We start from the raw sequence: 19238 nt of genomic DNA, 5'->3' as shown, positions 1-19238 counted from the left end.
TATAGAAAAATCACAAAATCGAATGCGCTTAAAAAAAGCACTATTTACGCTAAAAAAACGACTCTCAATACCCTCTATTTAGATGTCGCGGTTAGCTGAGCCTTCCACCAAAAATATAACGTATTCACAGACATTCTTGCACCTATCTCCAATACGCTCAAATGAGCGCAAGGCCCAAAGGACCTCCAACCAATTTTCAAGTTCATCGGAATGTTGTTGCATTTCTAAAATAGTAATACTGAGTAAGTCTTTGTACTGGGCATCTATTGATTCATCATTTTCATACGTTTTCTGCGCAGCCATTATATCCAAGCGTGCAAACGCATCTAAGGTATCTTTAAGCATTTCTAATACATGTTCACCAATATTCAACATACTCGACTTGAGTGTCTCCGAGTCAGGTACATTAGAATGAGAGATCAGTTTTGCTACCCGTTCTATTTCATCTCCCATGCGTTCAATATCGGCAGTTGCTTTGGCTATCGTCATAATTAAGCGCAAATCACTAGCCGTTGGGTGACGTCGAGCAATAATTCGCATGCATTCTTCATCAATCTGAATTTCCATGGAATTAATTTCTTTATCATTAATTACCACTTTTTCAGCTAAACCAGCATTATTTGTTTTTAAGGCATGCAAAGTATCATTTAGTTGCTGCTCTAACAGGCCTCCCATAGTCAGCACTGAGTTCTTGAGATCTTCAAGTTCCTTGTTAAAACCAACAGAGATATGGGTATTGATTTCTATGTAAGCCATTTAGCGTGGTTCCTACCCGTAACGTCCGGTTATATAAGACTCTGTTTGCTTGCGTTTAGGCATTGTGAACAAACTATCACTGTCAGAGTATTCAATAACCTTACCTTCATGGATGAACGCAGTATAGTCAGATACCCTTGCAGCCTGCTGCATATTATGGGTGACTATAATAACAGTGTGTTGCTTCTTCAGTTGATTGAGCAATTCTTCAATATGTAATGTTGCTAATGGGTCAAGTGCTGAAGTGGGTTCGTCAAGCAAAAGGATCTCAGGTTTTAACGCTAAAGCACGAGCGATTACCATACGTTGTTGTTGACCGCCTGATAGGGTTAACGCCGATTCAAATAAACGGTCGCGAACTTCTTTCCAAAGTCCGGTTTCACGTAATGCCTGCTCAACTGCGTCATCAAGTTTTCTTCGTTCATGGACACCTTGCAACTTCAAACCATAGGACACATTTTCAAAAATTGACATGGGAAACGGATTGGGTTTCTGAAATACCATGCCAACACGAGTACGCAAAGTCGCAACATTTTGTTTACGATGGTAGATATCACTACCAGAAATTATCACCTGACCAGATACTTCACACCCGTGCAATAAATCGTTCATTCGGTTGAAACAGCTAATTAAGCTAGATTTTCCACAGCCACTTTGACCGATCAGTGCGGTCACCTGATTTTTAGGGATTAACATATTGATGTCTTCGAGCACTCGTTTCTCACCAAAACGCAAATTGAGTTGCTTCACCTCAATGGCGGTTTGCTCTGGTGATAAATTATTGACATCTAATTTGTCATGTTCAAATAACTTTAACATGTATTCCTGTACTCTAATTCTGTGTATATTGTTTACGCAGCCGATTACGAATAAAGATAGCGATTAAGTTTAAACTCAACACCATTAACAGTAACAACATGCAACAGGCAAATATAAATGAAGAGCCATTACCAATATTTTGACTATGGAATGCGCCGTCATATATTAGTACACCTAGGTGCATAAATTGGCGTTGTAAATGGAAAAAGGGAAATTCCCCGTCTACGGGTAACGCTGGCGCGAACTTCACAGCACCAATTAACATCAAAGGTGCGACTTCCCCGGCCCCACGGGCCATTGCGAGTATGACACCAGTCATGATCCCTGGACTCGCAATAGGCAAAATCATCTTAAAAATCGTTTCAGCTTGTGTTGCTCCAAGGGCATAACTGCCATCGCGCAACGACTGAGGCACCCGTCGTAAACCTTCTTCTGTGGCAACTATGACAACGGGCAAGGTCAAAATAGCCATTGTCAGTGACGCCCAAAATATCCCCGGGGCGCCGAACGTTGCCGCGGGAAGTTCGTTGGAGAAGAGTAACTTGTCAATATTTGCCCCAACCACGTATACAAAAAAACCTAAACCAAAAACACCGTACACAATGGAAGGTACCCCTGCCAAATTATTCACCGAAATACGAATAAGGGCCGTCATTTTATTGCGCGGAGCATATTCATGCAAATACACTGCGGCTAGCACGCCAAATGGAGTAACGAATAACGTCATTAACAGCACCATCACAATAGTACCAAATAACGCAGGGAAAACCCCGCCTGAGGTATTGTTCAATTTTGGTGAGTCGCTAATAAAAGAGGCAAATGCAGCAAACGAGGAAGCAAGCTTATCTTTCAGACTCATGGCATTTGGAGTGCGCAACTCGCGAATATCCTGAAGATTTATTGAATAAGTACTGCCATCAGCAAATGCGACTGTGAGTGCATAACCTGTGAGGGTTCCCTCCACATCCTTAAGGGCATCCTGCAATTCATAAAACCGTTTAGCTAACTTTACGCGGGCTGGAGCATCAGACTTAACCCCCCGCTGATCCAAACTGGCTAGAGCTCGATGGATATCAGCCAATTCGCCTTGACGAATTAATTCAACAGATGCAATTAATTGATTAATTTCCCCTTGAACACTATCAAACTTTTCCAAGCCTAAAGTATTGCCCGATGCATCCATTATTGATAAAAATTGAGCAATCACTGTCCCGCCGTTTTTTAATTCAACCACTACCACATCGGGGATCTCTTCAATACTGATAATACTTGATTTTTTAAGGGTCAACTGGCCACTGAATAGTTGTTGTACAGAAGAATAGCGGTAATGCATAATCTCTTCACCAACACGCATTGTTTTGGCATCCAACTTTACAAACTGAGTCTGATAATTTCCATCAGGTTGTTGGTAAATAATAGTTTGAATATTTTGCGGCCAAAAAAAGCCTCCACCTCGAATAAAAATAAAAAACGACAGTGCGATTAAAACTAACACTAAAAAGCCTGCCACCGCTGCGGTAAAGCTGGTTGCCACTGATTGTTTTTGGTCGAGATTAAACTTCCAATTAGCCATGTTGATAGTTCTTCCTCAACCACTGTCGAAGTAACTCTGCAAAGGTATTTAATACAAAGGTAAATAGAAATAGTACTAGAGCAGTTAAAAACAGAATTTGGTAATGACTGTTACCCACTTCTGCTTCTGGCATTTCAATGGCTAAGTTAGCGGTTAGGGTGCGTAAACCAGATAACAAATTCCAATCAGCAACGGGGGTATTTCCAGTGACCATCAGAACGATCATGGTTTCCCCAAAGGCCCTGCCTAACCCTAAAGCGATGGCACTTAAAATACCTGGATACGCCAAAATCAACACCACTTTACGGAGAGTTTGTAGCCGCGTAGCCCCCAAAGCGGAAGATGCTTGTTTGAGACTATCGGGCACTTCATAAATCGCATCTTCAGCGAGCGAATAAATGCTAGGCACTATGGCTATTCCTAATGCCAACGCAACAACAAGGGTATTTTTATTAATATTTTCTAAACTATCTATTGGTAACCACCAATGTCCTTGAAGATTAGTGCTTACCATCGACAAGACGTCCGTAATCGAATAAACAAAAAAACCTAAGCCAATGAGTAAAACACTCGCAATGGGCAACTCCCACCCTTGTTTAAAGCGCTGTGGCAAACGTTCCACCAATGGTTGATGTAAAAGGGCAAACAAAACCAAAACCAGGGGTAATAACAAAACAAAAAGCAACAATGACAAGATAAATTGTTCTGCTAAGGGCGCTAACCAAATCGCAGCAATAAAGCCCAGAACCACAGAAGGGATAGCTTCGAGCACTTCGATACTCGGCTTAATCCAATTACGTAACCTTGGTGGTGCGAAAAAACCGGTATACATGGCTGCGCACACAGCCAAGGGAACTGCAATTAGTAATGCCAAAAAAGAGGCTTTTAAACTGCCAATGACCAAGGGAACTAAACTAAATTTAGTTTCGTGATAATCCGCTGCCGAGGTCGTTTGCCATACATAATCAGGTTTAGGATAGCCCTCATACGTATTTTTCCCCCACAAAGATTGCATGGTATTTACCGCAGAAATGGACTCAACTTCCCATACATGAATGGTGTTATCCGTCGCCGAATACAAAATGTTCTGGCTTAATGAGACATGATTGTTGATATCGTTTGTGAATACATCGCTAACCTGCTCACCAGTGACATAATTGATGACCTTTAATTGATGTTTATTATCAACGATAAAGGCCGCATTCTCGGATTGGTGAATTAAAATTTGTTGCGGTTGATGTTCAATCACAATCGAGTACATGGGTTCAAAGACTAATTGCCCTTTGGAGTTCACTATGCTCCATTTTTGCAGTGTTTTATCCCGTAAACTAATAAACAATGAACGTTGGCTAGGAAATACATTCAATGAACTAATGGCATCCTCAAAAGCGATACGATTTAAGCGGCCAGTGGCGATATCATGGGTAACCAGTTTACTATCAGCCACATACACAAATTTACCAATTCGTGGTAGTAATTTAAGGTGCCGCGCACGTTCAACGTTGACCACATCAATTTTATTTTTGCTGCGTCTATCAATATTATAGACCTTCCAGCTTTTACCCTGTTGCACTGAAAGCATGATAGTGTTGTTGCTAAGTTGAAAGTCAAATTGATTGGTCGCAATTAGGTGGTTTATCTCGGTGACCGCTAACGACATCTCCAACTCAGGAAATAGCTGTTTATCTACTTGATTGAGCTTTTCGATCCGTAAAATGCCAGAATGACTTAATATGGCCAGATAGAGCTGACCATCAAAGAACTTAACTTTGATTTGGTCAGTGCATAACAATGGCATAATTTTACTTTTTCTTAAGCTGGCATTTGGCGTTTCTGCTGATTGAGAGTAAAAATTTACTCGGCAATCTTGATCTTGGGTGATGATGGGTACCGCATTCACCACATCTCCCATATACAAAATCCGTTCATTGGGGGAAATAGCATATTGGTGTGTTTGCGTAATGCTGACATCACGAGTCAATGGCAACACTTGAATAAGCAATTGCCAAAGTAATAACCCGAGCGTTAGCAAAACCAACCATCCTGACGTTGCGATAGCTCCAGCAACCAGACGGTTTTTAATTTTTCTTAAACGGGCGACTTTCACCGTTTGGGTGTTGCTAGACGATGATTCATCAACTGATGATTGACTCACAAAACTAACCCTACTTTTAAAATTGTGCCTAGTGTAATGGATATCTGCAAACAGGCAAGTGACAATCTTTTTAGTCGGGACACGTTAGAATGATGAATCTATGTTTAAAATATGCCTATCTACACAATGATTAATTTACGAATTATCATATGATTAGGCTATGATGTTAGTACAACTGAAAATTAGACCTATCGGGGATAACCCTGAAGGTATAACTCTAAAATAGTTAAGTCGAAGGGGATTCCAATGAAACCGATAATTTTAACCCTAATCGGAAAAGATAAACCAGGGCTAGTAGTATCACTCGCGCAAAAAGTTTATTCCTTAGGAGGGAATTGGTTAGCTAGTAACTTTTCCTATATGGCGGGTCACTTTGCAGGTTTTGTCGAGGTCGATATCCCTGTTGAAAATCATGACACCCTAATCGACTTCTTACAAAAACATCCCGACCTCACCATCCATTCGGTCAGTGCTGACAACGAAACTGATGATAAACCTGATATCGTGGAAATTGACATTATGGGCAATGACAAGCCCGGCATTGTGCAAGAGCTGACATCAACCTTGAACCGATTTAATATCAATATCATTAAGTTTGAATCCAGTTGTCAAAGCGCGCCTAATTGGGGCAGTTTATTGTTTAAGGCCCATGCCGTTGTGGCTATTCCTTCAGGTTTCCAGCTAGATGAACTTTCCGAGGCACTTGAAGATATTGCCAACGATTTGATTGTTGATGTTGATTTACGTTAGTAATTTACAATGAAATTACACAATTTAACAAAACTGTCATACAAACAATGGAACATTCCATCCTATTGAAAACGCGCGAGAAAAATCAGGTAACTAATGTATCCAGAACAAATCTATTATCCAAAAGAACTCAGTTGGCTTTCATTTAACGAACGAGTATTGCAAGAAGCCGCCGATCAACATAACCCAATCGTTGAAAGAATCCGTTTCTTGGGCATCTATTCAAGCAATATGGATGAGTTTTATCGGGTTAGAGTAGCCGAAGTAAAGCGCCTAATTTATATCCATCTAGAGGAAGGGAACGAAAAAGCGGCGGAAAATACCAAGTTGTTGATGGAACAGATTCAAAACAAAGTGGTAGATCTAACGGACAGTTTTGAAAAAGTATACGATGATGTTGTACATGGGCTAAAGCGTTACAACATTTACATTGTAGATAAAAACCAACTCACGCCATACCAACACGAGTGGCTCACCAACTATTTTAAAAATAAGATATTACGGCATATAGCGCCAATTTTACTGCACAAAAAAGTAAATCTAGTTGACCGTTTAAACGACTTTGGTACCTATTTATATGTGGCAATTTATAAAAAAGACCGGGCAACTAAATACGCGACCATCGAGTTGCCCACAGAAGCCATGTCCCGTTTTATTCAAATTCCGCCAGAAAAAAGCCGAAAAAAGAAACATATCATACTCATTGACGATGTTATTCAACTCTGCTTAAGCATTGTTTTTAAAGGTTTTATTGAATTTGACGAATTGGAAGCCTATTCGTTTAAAGTGACCCGAGACTCAGAATATTCAATTAACGATGAGATTGATGAAAGTTTCGTAGAAAAAATGTCTGAAAGCATGAAACAGCGCTTAATTGCTGAGCCGGTTAGGGTTATATACGATGCTGATATGCCCGAAGAAATGCTTAAAAACCTAAAGAAGCGACTAAAAATAAGTTCCTTTGATAGTTTGATTGCCGGCGGAGCCTATCGAAACTTCAAAGACTTTATCGGTTTCCCGAATGTGGGTAGAAGTTATTTAGAAAACCCACCGCTACCCGCGATTAATACCCATTTATTTACTGATTTCGACACCGCATTTGATGCCATCAAGCACAAAGATATTTTACTTTACTACCCCTACCATCGATTTCTACATTTTACCGAGTTTGTTCGCCAAGCGGCGTTTGACCCGAGCGTAAAACATATCCGCCTTAATATTTACCGAGTAGCCAATAAATCGCGAATTGTGAATTCACTTATTGATGCCGTAGACAACGGTAAAACTGTGACTGTGGTGGTTGAACTGCGAGCCCGTTTTGATGAAGAAGCCAACATTGAATGGTCTAAAACCATGACAGATGCAGGGATTCGAGTGGTGTTAGGTTCTCCTTCTTTTAAAATTCACAGTAAATTATGTGTTGTCAGTCGTGAAGAAAAAGGTGAGTTAGTTCATTATTCCCATTTCGGAACGGGTAACTTTAATGAAAAGACCGCCAAAATTTATACCGACTTTAGTCTTTTTACCCGTAATCAAGAGTTAGCTCAAGAGGCCATATGGGTATTTGATTTAATTCAACTACCTTACCGCCGTAATAAATTTCAGCACCTTCAGGTATCCCCGCTGAATGCACGTACCAAAATCCAAATTTTAGTACGCCAAGAAATACAAAATGCCAATGAAGGGTTGCCATCGGGCATCATATTAAAAGTGAATAACCTTGTTGACCAACAGTTAATTGATGACCTTTACCGGGCCAGTCAAGCTGGCGTAAAAGTGAAAGCCATAGTGCGTGGCATGTGCTCCCTTATCCCTAACATACCGGGGGTCAGTGAAAACATTTCTATTATTAGTATTGTCGATCGTTTCTTAGAACATCCTCGAGTGACGGTTTTCACCAATGGTGGGAAACCCAAAGTGTATATATCCTCTGCCGATTGGATGGCAAGAAATATGGATAACCGTATCGAAGTGGGTTGTCCTATTTATGATGACGATTTAAAGCAGCAAATTATTCATATTCTCGAACTTCAACTTAAAGATACTATTAAAGCGCGGGTAATTGATGCAGAGCAAACCAATAACTATGTGAAACGTGGAAATCGAAAAAAATTGCGCTCGCAAGTTGAAATATACCACTATCTTAAATCACTAGAATAATACACTATATTGGAAAGTGAACGGGTTAAGGAACCTTTGAATACATGTCTGAATTAAGCGAAGCCTTTAGTAATATTGAAGCACGCCCTACAACCCAAGTTGCGGCCCTAGATATTGGCTCCAATAGTTTTCATTTGGTGGTCGCACGTATTGTTGCCGGTAGTGTTCAGATATTACATCGCGTTAAGCAGAAAGTGCGTTTGGCTGATGGTTTAGATAAGCATAACCGATTGTCAGACGAAGCCATGCAAAGAGGCTTAGACACCTTGCAGATTATTGCGGAAAGTCTTAAAGGCTTTGAGCCAGACACAGTTAGAATTGTTGCCACTTACACCCTGCGAAAAGCCAAAAATGCCAAAGAGTTTATTCAGGCGGCCAAACAAATTTTACCTTATCCAATTGAAGTTATATCCGGCATTGAAGAAGCCCGTTTAATTTATTCAGGTGTGGCACATACGGTTCAAAATGATGGCCAAAGGCTAGTGGTAGATATTGGCGGAGGTTCAACTGAATTTATCATTGGCGAAGGTTTTGAAAGCACAATCATGCGCAGTTTACAGATGGGCTGTGTGAGTTATACAAAACGTTTTTTTGCCAATGGCTCTCTTTCTTCCGGGGCGTTCAAAAAAGCGGTTACCGCCGCACAGCAAGAGCTGGAATTGATAGATGCAAAATACATAAAACTAGGTTGGCGGCACTGTATTGGCACCTCGGGTACAATTAAAGCGATAGTACTATTAGCCCAATCTTTAGATGATGCCAATCCAGAGGGCTTTGTATCGCTGGACGATCTAAAAGCATTGCGCGATAAATGTATATCTGCCGGTCATATAAAAGACCTAAAATTAGCGGTCACCGAAGACCGAGTTCCAGTTTTAGCAGCCGGCATTTCCATTTTAATTGGCATCTTCAAAAGTTTAAAAATAACCACAATGGAATATTCTGCAGCTGCGTTGCGAGAAGGCGTGCTCTACGAAATGGAAGAGCAATTGGCCCATCACGATATCCGTGAACGCACAGCGCAAAGTCTAGCGACTCGTTATGATGTAGATGTGGACCAGGCCAAACGTGTGCATGTAACCACATTAGCCGTGTACAACCAATGTAAAAAGGCCTGGAAAATTGGCGGTCAACAATATCGCAACTTACTGAGTTGGGCTGCGCTGCTACATGAAGTGGGTTTACAAATAAATTCTCGAGGCGTTCAGCGCCATTCTGGTTACATATTACAAAACGTGGACTTACACGGCTTTAACCAAGAACAACAGGTTCTGCTGTCTGTGTTAACCCGGTTTCACCGCAAAAAACTTCGCCCAGACGAACTACCTGAGTTTTGGCAATTTGATTCGGAAGTGGTAAAAAAGCTGATTGTCATTTTACGCTTAGGTGTGCTGTTAAATATCAAGCGACAAGATGATTTTCTGCCTGATTTTGCAGTTGTAGTTGATGACAAATCGATACAAATAACCTTCCCTGAACAATGGTTATTGCACAAGCCAATCATCAGTGCAGATTTAGCCCGAGAAGCTGAATACCTCAGCGTATTGAACTATAAACTGGCCTTTTCCTAGTCAATTTCTTAAATCATTTCAGATGTACTAGCCAGAAAATAAAAAAGCCGAACAAAGGTCCGGCTTGATTAGCTATTGACACTAAAATTAGGTAATAGAAGCTTGATAGATACTTTCGATAGAAGCATCCAAAGTATCTTCAAACTCTTGATCAGAAAGTTGCGCGAATAAACCTTCTGAAAGCGCTCGTGAAAAACTAGCAATAATACCTTTGTTTGCAGTTAAACGACTGTTGGCTTCTTCTCTTGAATAGCCGCCAGATAAAGCAACAACTTTCAGTACACGAGGGTGCTCAATCAATTCGGTATAAAAACCATTCACTTCGGGCAAAGTCAGTTTTAACATTACATTTTGGGTATCTGGAAGAGCATCAAGTTGCGTTAAAATTTCAGCTTTAAGCAAAGATTCCGCGGCTTCTTTATCAACAGCATGAATATCAACTTCTGGCTCGATAATAGGAATAAGCCCTTTCGCCAATATTTGTTTACCTACTAGAAATTGCTGTTCAATTACCGCTTTAATACCAGCAGGGTTAGCAGATTTCACCACTGAACGCATCTTGGTACCAAAGACATCTTTTGCGTTGGCTTTATCCAAAACCTGATCCAAGCCTGGCATCGCTTTCATTAACTGTACGCCATTCTCTTCCGCTTCCAACCCTTTATCCACTTTCAGAAAGGGAACAACTTGTTTTTCTTGCCACAAATATTGCGAACTAGCTTTGCCTTCAATATCTCTGTCTAGGGTATTTTCAAACAAAATAGCGCCTAATACTCGCTTACCATTAAACGCATTGCTGGTGATGATTCGAGTGCGCATTTCATGCACTTTATCGAACATCTCTTCGTCACCGTTATACTCATCTTCGGTTACACCATACAGCTTTAATGCTTTTGGGGTACTACCACCACTTTGATCCAAGGCCGCTATAAATCCATTATCGGACTCTATTTTTTTAAGCATGTCTAGTTGTGCTTGTGATGCCATTAGCAACACTCCTTTTTATTTGAGTAGTCTACAAAACTTTTATTGAGTGCTTCATTACACTTCTTGTTGTGAGAGTAAAAAACCTCTCGATTGTTACTCTTTTGCCCTTGCTTCCAACATTGCTACAGCAGGTAAAGTTTTGCCTTCTAAAAACTCCAAGAAAGCACCACCGCCTGTTGAAATATACGAAACTTGGTCAGATATACCATATTTGTCTACCGCTGCCAAAGTATCGCCACCACCGGCAATTGAAAAAGCACTACTTTGTGCAATTGCCAGAGAGATTGCTTTCGTTCCTTCACCGAATTGATCGAATTCAAAAACGCCAACTGGACCATTCCATACAATAGTGCCAGCTTGTCTAATTAAAGCGGCAAGTTGATTGGAAGTTTGAGGTCCAACATCAAAAATCATGTCTTCATCGCTGACCTGAGTCACGGCTTTCAGACTAGCTGATGCGCTTTCGGAAAACTCAGTCCCCGTCACCACGTCTACGGGTACAGGAATATTGCCACCATTATCCGCTGCTGTCTGCATTAAACGCTTAGCTTCAGGGATTAAATCTTCTTCATACAAGGATTTACCCACATTATGCCCTTGAGCTGCGATAAAAGTATTGGCAATGCCGCCACCAACGATAAGTTGATCAACTTTACCAGAAAGTGATTCTAAAACCGTTAATTTTGTTGAAACTTTAGATCCACCCACAATGGCTAACATAGGTCTAGCTGGGTTATCTAACGCTTTACCTAAGGCATCTAACTCGTTAGTTAGAAGAGGGCCAGCACAAGCTACAGGGGCAAATTTACCTGCACCATGGGTTGATGCTTGCGCTCTATGTGCCGTGCCAAACGCATCCATAACATAAACGTCACACAAGGCTGCATACTGTTTTGATAGCGTTTCGTCGTCTTTTTTCTCACCCACATTAAAGCGCACGTTTTCTAATACAACGACTTCGCCTGTTGCCACTTCAAGGCCATTCAAATAATCGGTTGCTAATCTGACTGGGCAATCAAGGTGCTCGTTTAAATAATTGACAACAGGCTGCAATGAATACTGAGGATCAACTTCACCTTCGGTGGGTCTGCCTAGATGAGACATCACCATCACCTTTGCACCTTTTTCCAGGGCTAGCTTAATTGTTGGCAAGGCCGCTTTAATGCGCGCATCTGAGGTCACTTTGCCGTCTTTTACCGGCACATTGAGATCTTCGCGTATTAACACGCGTTTATCTGTGAGAGTTAAATCAGCCATACTGAGTATCGACATATTGCTTCCTTTAATCTTGCTTTTATGGATAGTTAATCTTTCAAATCATTAAGTATATTAGTTAATAATTACATTATTGTTTAGACACGAAACATAGCTTGCGCTGTATCTAACATTCGATTTGCAAACCCCCACTCATTGTCACACCAAACCAAGGTTTTCACTAATTGCTTATGGCTCACTCTGGTTTGCGTGCCGTCTACGATACAAGAGTGTGGGTCGTGATTGAAGTCTACTGATACCAACGGTTCTTCAGTGTAACTCAATATTCCATTTAATCTGCCCTGACCTGCTTGTTTCAATACCTGATTAATATCGTCTATCGAGACTTTTTTATCTACAGTTACACTTAAATCCATTGCGGTTACATTAATTGTAGGCACTCTGACCGCGATGGCTTCAAATTTTCCGGCAAATTTAGGCAAAATGCGCTCAATACCTGCAGCTAATCGGGTATCAACGGGAATAATGGATTGGCTTGCGGCACGAGTTCGGCGCAAATCAGTATGATAAGCATCTATAACTTGTTGATCGTGCATTGAGGAATGAATGGTAGTGATTGTGCCACTCAGTACATCAAATGCATTATCCAACACTTGGATCACAGGCACAATACAGTTTGTAGTGCAGGAACCATTGGATACGATTCGGTCGTCTTGTTGCAACAAATCATCATTGACACCATAAATAACAGTGGCATCCATATCGGGTGTTGACGGATGGGAGAAGAGTACCTTTTTAGCGCCCTGAGCTATATGAATTTCAGCGTCGGCCCTGTCGTTATGCACACCTGTGCATTCCAATACCAAATCAACACCGAGTTCAGCCCAAGGTAACTTGTCTAAAGTGGGAAACTGTAATAATTGAATACTGTCGTTAGCCACATTTAAACAATCACCATCCAACGAGACAGGAAAGCCGAATCGACCATGGGCAGTATCATATTTTAATAAATGAGCAATGCCTTCGGGATTGGCAATCTCATTTATTGCAACAATTTTGATTTGTTCATATCGAGCGGTTTCGTAAAGTGCTCGCAATACATTCCGACCTATTCGTCCAAAGCCATTTATTGCAATTCGTATCATGTCACTCTTAATACATAAACGAACACACTCTAAAGAGAGTGTGTTCTTCTTTAGTCATAGGATAACTCTTATCAAATCGGATATGAGTCATCCTAGTTTATTGCCATCAATTACAGTGAGTTAGCCGTTTCGACAATCGCGTCTGCGGTAAAACCAAAGTATTTTAGCAAGGCACCACCTGGAGCTGACTCACCAAACGTTGTCATACCAACAACTTTGCCATCAAATCCAACGTATTTGTACCAAAAATCAACGTGGGCAGCTTCAACAGCCACTCGTTTTGTTACGCTACGGGGTAATACTGACTCACGATAGTCTGCATCTTGCGCATCAAATACATTAGTACTTGGCATGGAAACCACTCGCACAGCCTTGCCTTGAGCCGTCAATTTTGCTGCTGCTTCAACAGTGATTGCCATTTCAGAGCCGGTTGCAATTAGGATGATCTCAGGTGTTCCATCGCAATCAAGTAAAACATAACCACCTTTCGCAATATCAGCTAATTGCTGCTCATTGCGGGCTTGTGCAGGCAAACCTTGACGACTGAATACTAGGGCACTTGGGCCATCAGTGCGTTCTATCGACGCTTTCCAAGCCACTGCTGTTTCAGCCCCATCACAAGGTCTCCAGGTGGTCAGGTTTGGCGTCATACGCAAATTGGCAACTTGTTCAATAGGCTGATGGGTTGGGCCATCTTCACCTTGACCAATTGAGTCATGGGTGTAAACAAAAATATTCGGAACTCCCATCAACGCAGACATACGCACAGCATTGCGGGCATATTCCATAAACATAAGGAAAGTAGCACCGTAGGTTCTAAAACCACCATGCAGCCCAATACCGTTCATGATTGCGCTCATACCAAATTCACGCACACCGTAGAAAATATAGTTGCCGCTAGCATCATCTGCGGTAATGCCTTTTGAACCGGACCATAGAGTCAAGTTGGAACCCGCTAAATCAGCGGAACCACCTACCACTTCTGGCAATAAACTTGCAAAAGCTTCAATGGCATTTTGCGAAGACTTACGACTGGCCACATTTTCAGATTTTTCTTGAGTCTGCTTAATATACGCTGCGGCTTTTTCGCTAAAATCTGCGGGTAACTCACCGTTAAGACGACGGGTAAACTCACTAGCCAACTCCGGATGCGCGTCTGCGTATTGCGCGAACGTATCATTCCACTGTTGCTCTAGTTCAAGTCCACTTTGTTTAGCATCCCATTGGGCATAAATATCTTCAGGAATAACAAAAGGAGCATGATTCCAGTTAAGTTCTTTACGAGTTGCTTCAACTTCGTCAAGACCTAAAGGTGAACCATGACTATCGTGGCTACCTGATTTATTCGGAGAACCAAATCCTATTACCGTCTTACAGCAAATCATGGTGGGTTTTGTCGTTTCAGCTTTAGCAGCTTCAATCGCCGCCTTGATTGCAACAGGATCATGACCATCTACATCAGCAATAACCTGCCACCCGTATGATTCAAAACGAGCTGGCGTATCATCCGTAAACCAACCTTCTACTTCGCCGTCAATGGAAATACCGTTATCATCCCAAAAAGCGATCAACTTACCTAAACCTAAAGTACCAGCAAGCGAACAGGTTTCATGGGAAATGCCTTCCATCAAACAACCATCACCTAGAAAGCAATAAGTAAAGTGATCAACGATATCAAATTCAGGTTGATTAAATTGGGCTGCTAACATTTTCTCAGCAATTGCCATACCCACAGCGTTACTGATACCTTGGCCTAAAGGGCCAGTAGTGGTTTCAACACCGGGAGCATAACCATACTCTGGGTGACCTGGGGTTCTTGAATGCAATTGGCGGAAGTTTTTCAATTCTTCAATGGGTAAGTCATATCCAGTTAGATGTAACAATGAATAGATCAACATCGAACCATGACCATTGGACAGAACAAACCTATCACGGTTAGCCCATTTAGGGTTAGCTGGGTTGTGGTGCATAAAATCACTCCACAATACTTCCGCAATATCAGCCATTCCCATTGGTGCTCCGGGGTGGCCTGAATTAGCTTGTTGTACTGCATCCATAGATAAAGCGCGAATGGCGTTGGCTAGTTCTCGACGTGAAGGCATGTTGTCTCCTGCTATAAATAAGTGCCTAAAAGCATGCTCAATATCTAATTATCTTAGCTAAGACATTGATTGATTTGCTTGTATTCGTGTTGGGTGCAACATTTTCCACCAGCCATCGACGAACTGCAACGCTTATTCATTATTGATTATGCTTTTTTTGGTTATGTTCTATTCCTTTTCCGGTTTTTTTACGTATATAGCAGTGGAAAGCATTCTGAACATATAGCCATTTGGACGTCTAGACGGAAAGACTGGTATTTTTAAAAATATTGATTAAAATGTAGCTATTACCGATAACAAACCACTTTTGGCGCGAATCTAACACGCGAATTCAAAATAGGATTAAAACATGACATCACACCTTTTCACTTCAGAGTCTGTTTCTGAGGGGCATCCTGACAAAATTGCTGATCAAATTTCTGATGCAGTCTTGGACGCCATTTTGACTCAAGATCCTAAAGCTCGAGTAGCTTGCGAGACCTTTGTTAAAACAGGAATGGTTCTGGTTGGCGGTGAAGTAACCACTTCAGCATGGGTTGATATAGAAGAGTTAACCAGAAAGACGGTTCGCGAGATTGGTTACACTCATTCCGATATGGGCTTTGACGCTGATTCCTGCGCAGTACTCAATGCCATTGGAAAGCAGTCACCAGACATTAATCAAGGGGTAGATCGCAGCAGACCAGAAGAACAAGGTGCCGGAGACCAAGGCTTGATGTTTGGCTATGCCAGTGATGAAACTGATGTACTGATGCCTGCCCCTATTACCTATTCTCACCGTCTGGTTAAACGCCAGGCTGAGGTTAGAAAAAACAATTCTCTGCCTTGGTTGCGCCCCGATGCCAAAAGTCAGGTCACTTTTGTCTACGAAGATAATCAACCAGTGGGCATCGATGCAGTAGTGCTGTCTACTCAACACTGTGATTCAATCAGTACTGCCGATTTACAAGAAGCAGTAATGGAAGAAATAATCAAACCTGTACTGCCTGAAAAATGGTTGTCTGCGAAAACCAAGTTTTTAATTAATCCAACGGGTCGATTTGTGATAGGTGGCCCTATGGGTGACTGTGGTTTAACAGGCCGTAAAATTATAGTTGATACCTATGGTGGCATGGCTCGTCACGGTGGCGGCTGCTTCTCAGGAAAAGATCCCTCAAAAGTAGATCGTTCAGCAGCCTATGCTGGTCGCTATGTGGCTAAGAATATAGTTGCTGCAGGTTTAGCCAAGCGATGTGAAATCCAAGTATCTTATGCCATTGGTGTGGCCGAACCCACATCTATTAGTATTGAAACTTTTGGTACTGGCGTGATTACAGATCAAAAACTTACCGAATTAGTTAGAGCTAACTTTGATCTTCGCCCCTATGGCTTAATTAAGATGCTAGACCTTGAGCGCCCTATCTATCAGGGCACTGCGGCTTATGGTCACTTTGGTCGAGAGGAATTTCCTTGGGAAGCAACTGACAAAGCAGAACAACTAAAAGCGGCTATCTAATCACCTTTAAAAACATAAAAATAGCGTCTACTTAGACGCTATTTTTGTTTGTAGAGAGAAACAAAGGTTTAATCTTCAGGTTGACAGTAATTTGCGTTGGCCAGAGTGACATGCACCTGATTAGCCATTCGTACTCGCACACAATCTCCCTGTGCAGCAGGAAAATAATCTAACACCACCACTAAGTACTCACCATCAGTGGCAGTTAAATGGTATTCATACCCACGGCTTGGACCTTCTTCTATTTGCATGAGTAAGCCACCAAAAAATGCACTTATTAATGCGCCAGCAATAATCTGTCGATCGCTACCATAAATATTATTCATCGCTCCCCAAAGCCCCCATGTCGCTGCGGCTTCACCTACCTGAGAGTCAAATTTCACATCGTATATCTGATCGACGTTGGCGTACAACTCAGTGATAAATTGGTTGCGTTCGATATGTCGCGTATGATGAGATGCACAAGACGAGAGTACAGATAGCAAACACAATACCGTTAATTTTATGTATATTGTTTTCATAGGTAAGCATCTTTACGGACAAATATCTTTAAGGATAAATATCTTGTTAAGTAATTATTCTAGCATACTGATCTAAAACTGAATTTAAGCTTAACAATAAAGAACGGATATAGTTAGCAGCAAATCGGAAATAATTTATGTTAAAAAGTATCACCAAATCATCGATTGCAATTGCTATTAGTGCAATTTTTCTAACCAGTTGTTCCACTTCGCCAACCGGAAGATCGCAATTAAAACTTTACTCTAAAGATCAATTAGCCAATATGGGTGCGCAAGCATTTGATGGCATGAAGTTAGAGCAGAAAGTATCCCAACAAGGAGTAGATAATCAATATGTTTCTTGTGTAGCCAGCTTTATTACCAAACATGTACCCAATAGTGTATTTGATGGTCAATGGGAGTTGGTCGTGTTCGAAGATGATCAAGTAAATGCGTTTGCATTACCTGGTGGCAAAATAGGCGTATATACTGGGTTACTCAATGTTGCGCAAAACCAAGATCAGTTGGCTGCCGTTATTGGACACGAAGTTGGACATGTGATTGCAGAACACGGAAACGAAAGAATGTCGAATTCAGCTCTTATTGGTATTGGTTTAGAAGCAACCAACCAAATCCTCAATGCGAATCAGGTAGCAAACAGCAATATGATCATGGCAGGTATTGGTTTAGGTGTGCAGGTTGGTGTGCAGTTACCCTTTAGCCGTACCCACGAGACTGAGGCGGATCTGATAGGATTAGAATTAATGGCCAGAGCTGGATTCGATCCGACACAATCCATAGCACTTTGGAAAAATATGGACAAAGCAAGTGAAGGACAAAGAACCTCTGAGTTTATGTCGACTCACCCCTCTCCTGCCACGCGAATTGAAACCTTAACTGCAAATATGTCTGCAGCGCTATCATTGGCAGCACAAGCAACTGATAAACCAAACTGTACGATGTAAACGCCTCTAACATACGATTTCTAGATAAAAAAAATGCCGCTAATGCGGCATTTTCTTACAATCATAAAAGATTATGATTCTTCAGTTTTGTGCAAGTGAACATCCATTTGTGGGAATGGAATGCTAATGCCTTCTTGGTCAAAACGAAGTTTAACCGCTTCAGTGAAGTCAAATTTAACAGCCCAGTAGTCAGCAGAAGCAACCCAAGGACGAACAATGAAGTTCACGCTGCTATCTGCCAGTTCTGAAACTGCAACAGTAGGCGCAGGATCTTTTAGAATGCGTTCATCAGCATTAACCATTTCAAGCAACACTTCTTTGGCTTTCTTAAGATCAGCGTCATAACCAATACCAACAACCATATCCACTCGACGAGTTTCTTTTGCTGATACGTTTACAATGTTGCCACTATATATAGCGCCATTTGGAACGATAATTTCTTTGTTATCTGGTGTTGTCATTACCGTTGTAAAAATGGTGATATCTTTTACGACACCTGCAGTACCTGCAGCTTCAATGAAGTTGCCGCGGGTAAACGGACGAAATACAAGCAACATAACGCCAGCTGCAAAGTTCTGTAAAGAGCCTTGAAGAGACAAACCGATTGCCAAACCGGCAGCACCTAAAATAGCGACTAAGGACGTTGTATCCACACCTAGCTGATCTAATGAAGCGACAATAACGAACAACATTAAGACCGCATTCACAATGGCCTTTAAAAAGTCCACTAACATATCGTCATATTTAGAGCGAGCCATTACCTTGCCAAATAAATTGACAAGAATTCCGACGACTATTTTACCGATAATGTAGATGATTACCGCGAACAGTATGTTCAGTCCCCATGGAATTACATAAGTTTCAACTAACTCTGCAACATTTATATCTTCAAGCATTTTGTTTCTCCCAAACATTTTTTAATTCTTGATATAGCGATAGTCCTTCACCAAAAAGAAAGCCTTTTCATTTAATTAGCTAACATCACTACTTGGTAATTAGTTGGACGGTGAAATAATAAAGGAAACAAGACTTTATGCACTCTTTT

Annotated in this window: 15 protein-coding genes; 5 read left to right on the top strand and 10 right to left on the bottom strand. The window is 41.3% G+C overall.

Features of this window, described 5'->3' with window-relative positions; genetic code table 11:
- Positions 1-78 precede the first annotated feature (78 nt).
- From phoU to ACYVIL_RS15515, 4 genes are read right to left on the bottom strand one after another with little or no spacing between them, the layout of a single operon-like run.
- Positions 79-756: a phosphate signaling complex protein PhoU gene (phoU, locus tag ACYVIL_RS15530; RefSeq protein WP_303472446.1), complete on the bottom strand. Its 678-nt coding sequence runs from the start codon at positions 754-756 to the stop codon at positions 79-81.
- Positions 757-768: 12 nt separating this feature from the next.
- Complete coding sequence (pstB, locus tag ACYVIL_RS15525; RefSeq protein ID WP_303472448.1) at positions 769-1575, bottom strand: phosphate ABC transporter ATP-binding protein PstB; 807 nt, start codon at positions 1573-1575, stop codon at positions 769-771.
- 13 nt (positions 1576-1588) lie between these two features.
- Positions 1589-3148: a phosphate ABC transporter permease PstA gene (gene pstA, locus ACYVIL_RS15520; RefSeq protein WP_460313317.1), complete on the bottom strand. Its 1560-nt coding sequence runs from the start codon at positions 3146-3148 to the stop codon at positions 1589-1591.
- The gene (locus ACYVIL_RS15515) at positions 3141-5303 is read right to left on the bottom strand and encodes an ABC transporter permease subunit (protein ID WP_460313315.1); all 2163 of its coding nucleotides are present in this window, start codon (positions 5301-5303) and stop codon (positions 3141-3143) included. Before ACYVIL_RS15515 ends, pstA begins: the two co-directional genes overlap by 8 nt.
- A gap of 246 nt (positions 5304-5549) precedes the next feature.
- Here ACYVIL_RS15515 and ACYVIL_RS15510 point away from each other — a divergent pair, with 246 nt between their 5' ends.
- The 3 genes from ACYVIL_RS15510 (at position 5550) to ppx (ending at position 9784) form a co-directional block, all read left to right on the top strand.
- The gene (locus ACYVIL_RS15510) at positions 5550-6053 is read left to right on the top strand and encodes a glycine cleavage system transcriptional repressor (protein WP_303472453.1); all 504 of its coding nucleotides are present in this window, start codon (positions 5550-5552) and stop codon (positions 6051-6053) included.
- Positions 6054-6149: 96 nt separating this feature from the next.
- Positions 6150-8213, top strand: coding sequence for a polyphosphate kinase 1 (gene ppk1 / locus ACYVIL_RS15505; RefSeq protein WP_460313313.1), 2064 nt, complete (start codon positions 6150-6152; stop codon positions 8211-8213).
- Between the two features lie 44 nt (positions 8214-8257).
- Positions 8258-9784, top strand: coding sequence for an exopolyphosphatase (gene ppx, locus ACYVIL_RS15500; protein WP_460313311.1), 1527 nt, complete (start codon positions 8258-8260; stop codon positions 9782-9784).
- 87 nt (positions 9785-9871) lie between these two features.
- Here the strand turns inward: ppx and ACYVIL_RS15495 are convergent, their stop codons facing one another.
- From ACYVIL_RS15495 to tkt, 4 genes are all read right to left on the bottom strand, one after another.
- Positions 9872-10771 carry a fructose bisphosphate aldolase gene (locus ACYVIL_RS15495; RefSeq protein WP_460313309.1) on the bottom strand — a complete coding sequence of 300 codons (900 nt, stop codon included), beginning with the start codon at positions 10769-10771 and terminating at the stop codon, positions 9872-9874.
- Between the two features lie 93 nt (positions 10772-10864).
- A complete protein-coding gene (locus tag ACYVIL_RS15490) occupies positions 10865-12043 on the bottom strand; it encodes a phosphoglycerate kinase (RefSeq protein WP_303472460.1) in 1179 nt (392 codons plus the stop codon).
- A gap of 80 nt (positions 12044-12123) precedes the next feature.
- Positions 12124-13131 (bottom strand): erythrose-4-phosphate dehydrogenase, encoded by a 1008-nt coding sequence (gene epd / locus ACYVIL_RS15485; protein ID WP_303472462.1) that lies wholly within the window; start codon positions 13129-13131, stop codon positions 12124-12126.
- 110 nt (positions 13132-13241) lie between these two features.
- A complete protein-coding gene (tkt, locus tag ACYVIL_RS15480) occupies positions 13242-15233 on the bottom strand; it encodes a transketolase (protein ID WP_460313306.1) in 1992 nt (663 codons plus the stop codon).
- Between the two features lie 349 nt (positions 15234-15582).
- Between tkt and metK the strand changes: the two genes are divergently transcribed.
- Entirely contained in the window at positions 15583-16728 is a 1146-nt protein-coding gene (gene metK, locus ACYVIL_RS15475; RefSeq protein ID WP_303472466.1) for a methionine adenosyltransferase, read from the top strand.
- Positions 16729-16796: 68 nt separating this feature from the next.
- Here the strand turns inward: metK and ACYVIL_RS15470 are convergent, their stop codons facing one another.
- Positions 16797-17249, bottom strand: a complete 453-nt coding sequence (locus ACYVIL_RS15470; RefSeq protein ID WP_303472468.1) for a hypothetical protein — start codon at positions 17247-17249, stop codon at positions 16797-16799.
- A 137-nt stretch (positions 17250-17386) separates the two neighbouring features.
- Between ACYVIL_RS15470 and ACYVIL_RS15465 the strand changes: the two genes are divergently transcribed.
- Entirely contained in the window at positions 17387-18193 is an 807-nt protein-coding gene (locus ACYVIL_RS15465) for a M48 family metallopeptidase (protein ID WP_303472470.1), read from the top strand.
- Between the two features lie 71 nt (positions 18194-18264).
- Here the strand turns inward: ACYVIL_RS15465 and ACYVIL_RS15460 are convergent, their stop codons facing one another.
- Positions 18265-19089 (bottom strand): mechanosensitive ion channel family protein, encoded by an 825-nt coding sequence (locus ACYVIL_RS15460; protein WP_303472472.1) that lies wholly within the window; start codon positions 19087-19089, stop codon positions 18265-18267.
- Between the last annotated feature and the right edge of the window lie 149 nt (positions 19090-19238).

The organism is Aliiglaciecola aliphaticivorans (assembly GCF_054782055.1).
Note: the sequence above shows the minus strand (reverse complement) of the source record. Positions and strands in the feature narration are given on the sequence as shown.

Coding starts and splice junctions, on each gene's coding strand:
- metK (WP_303472466.1), top strand. CDS start 15,583: ATGACATCACACCTTTTCACTTCAGAGTCTGTTTCTGAGGGGCATCCT.
- ppx (WP_460313311.1), top strand. CDS start 8,258: ATGTCTGAATTAAGCGAAGCCTTTAGTAATATTGAAGCACGCCCTACA.
- ACYVIL_RS15465 (WP_303472470.1), top strand. CDS start 17,387: ATGTTAAAAAGTATCACCAAATCATCGATTGCAATTGCTATTAGTGCA.
- pstB (WP_303472448.1), bottom strand. CDS start 1,575: ATGTTAAAGTTATTTGAACATGACAAATTAGATGTCAATAATTTATCA.
- tkt (WP_460313306.1), bottom strand. CDS start 15,233: ATGCCTTCACGTCGAGAACTAGCCAACGCCATTCGCGCTTTATCTATG.
- ACYVIL_RS15490 (WP_303472460.1), bottom strand. CDS start 12,043: ATGTCGATACTCAGTATGGCTGATTTAACTCTCACAGATAAACGCGTG.
- ACYVIL_RS15470 (WP_303472468.1), bottom strand. CDS start 17,249: ATGAAAACAATATACATAAAATTAACGGTATTGTGTTTGCTATCTGTA.
- ACYVIL_RS15510 (WP_303472453.1), top strand. CDS start 5,550: ATGAAACCGATAATTTTAACCCTAATCGGAAAAGATAAACCAGGGCTA.
- pstA (WP_460313317.1), bottom strand. CDS start 3,148: ATGGCTAATTGGAAGTTTAATCTCGACCAAAAACAATCAGTGGCAACC.
- epd (WP_303472462.1), bottom strand. CDS start 13,131: ATGATACGAATTGCAATAAATGGCTTTGGACGAATAGGTCGGAATGTA.
- phoU (WP_303472446.1), bottom strand. CDS start 756: ATGGCTTACATAGAAATCAATACCCATATCTCTGTTGGTTTTAACAAG.
- ACYVIL_RS15495 (WP_460313309.1), bottom strand. CDS start 10,771: ATGGCATCACAAGCACAACTAGACATGCTTAAAAAAATAGAGTCCGAT.
- ppk1 (WP_460313313.1), top strand. CDS start 6,150: ATGTATCCAGAACAAATCTATTATCCAAAAGAACTCAGTTGGCTTTCA.
- ACYVIL_RS15460 (WP_303472472.1), bottom strand. CDS start 19,089: ATGCTTGAAGATATAAATGTTGCAGAGTTAGTTGAAACTTATGTAATT.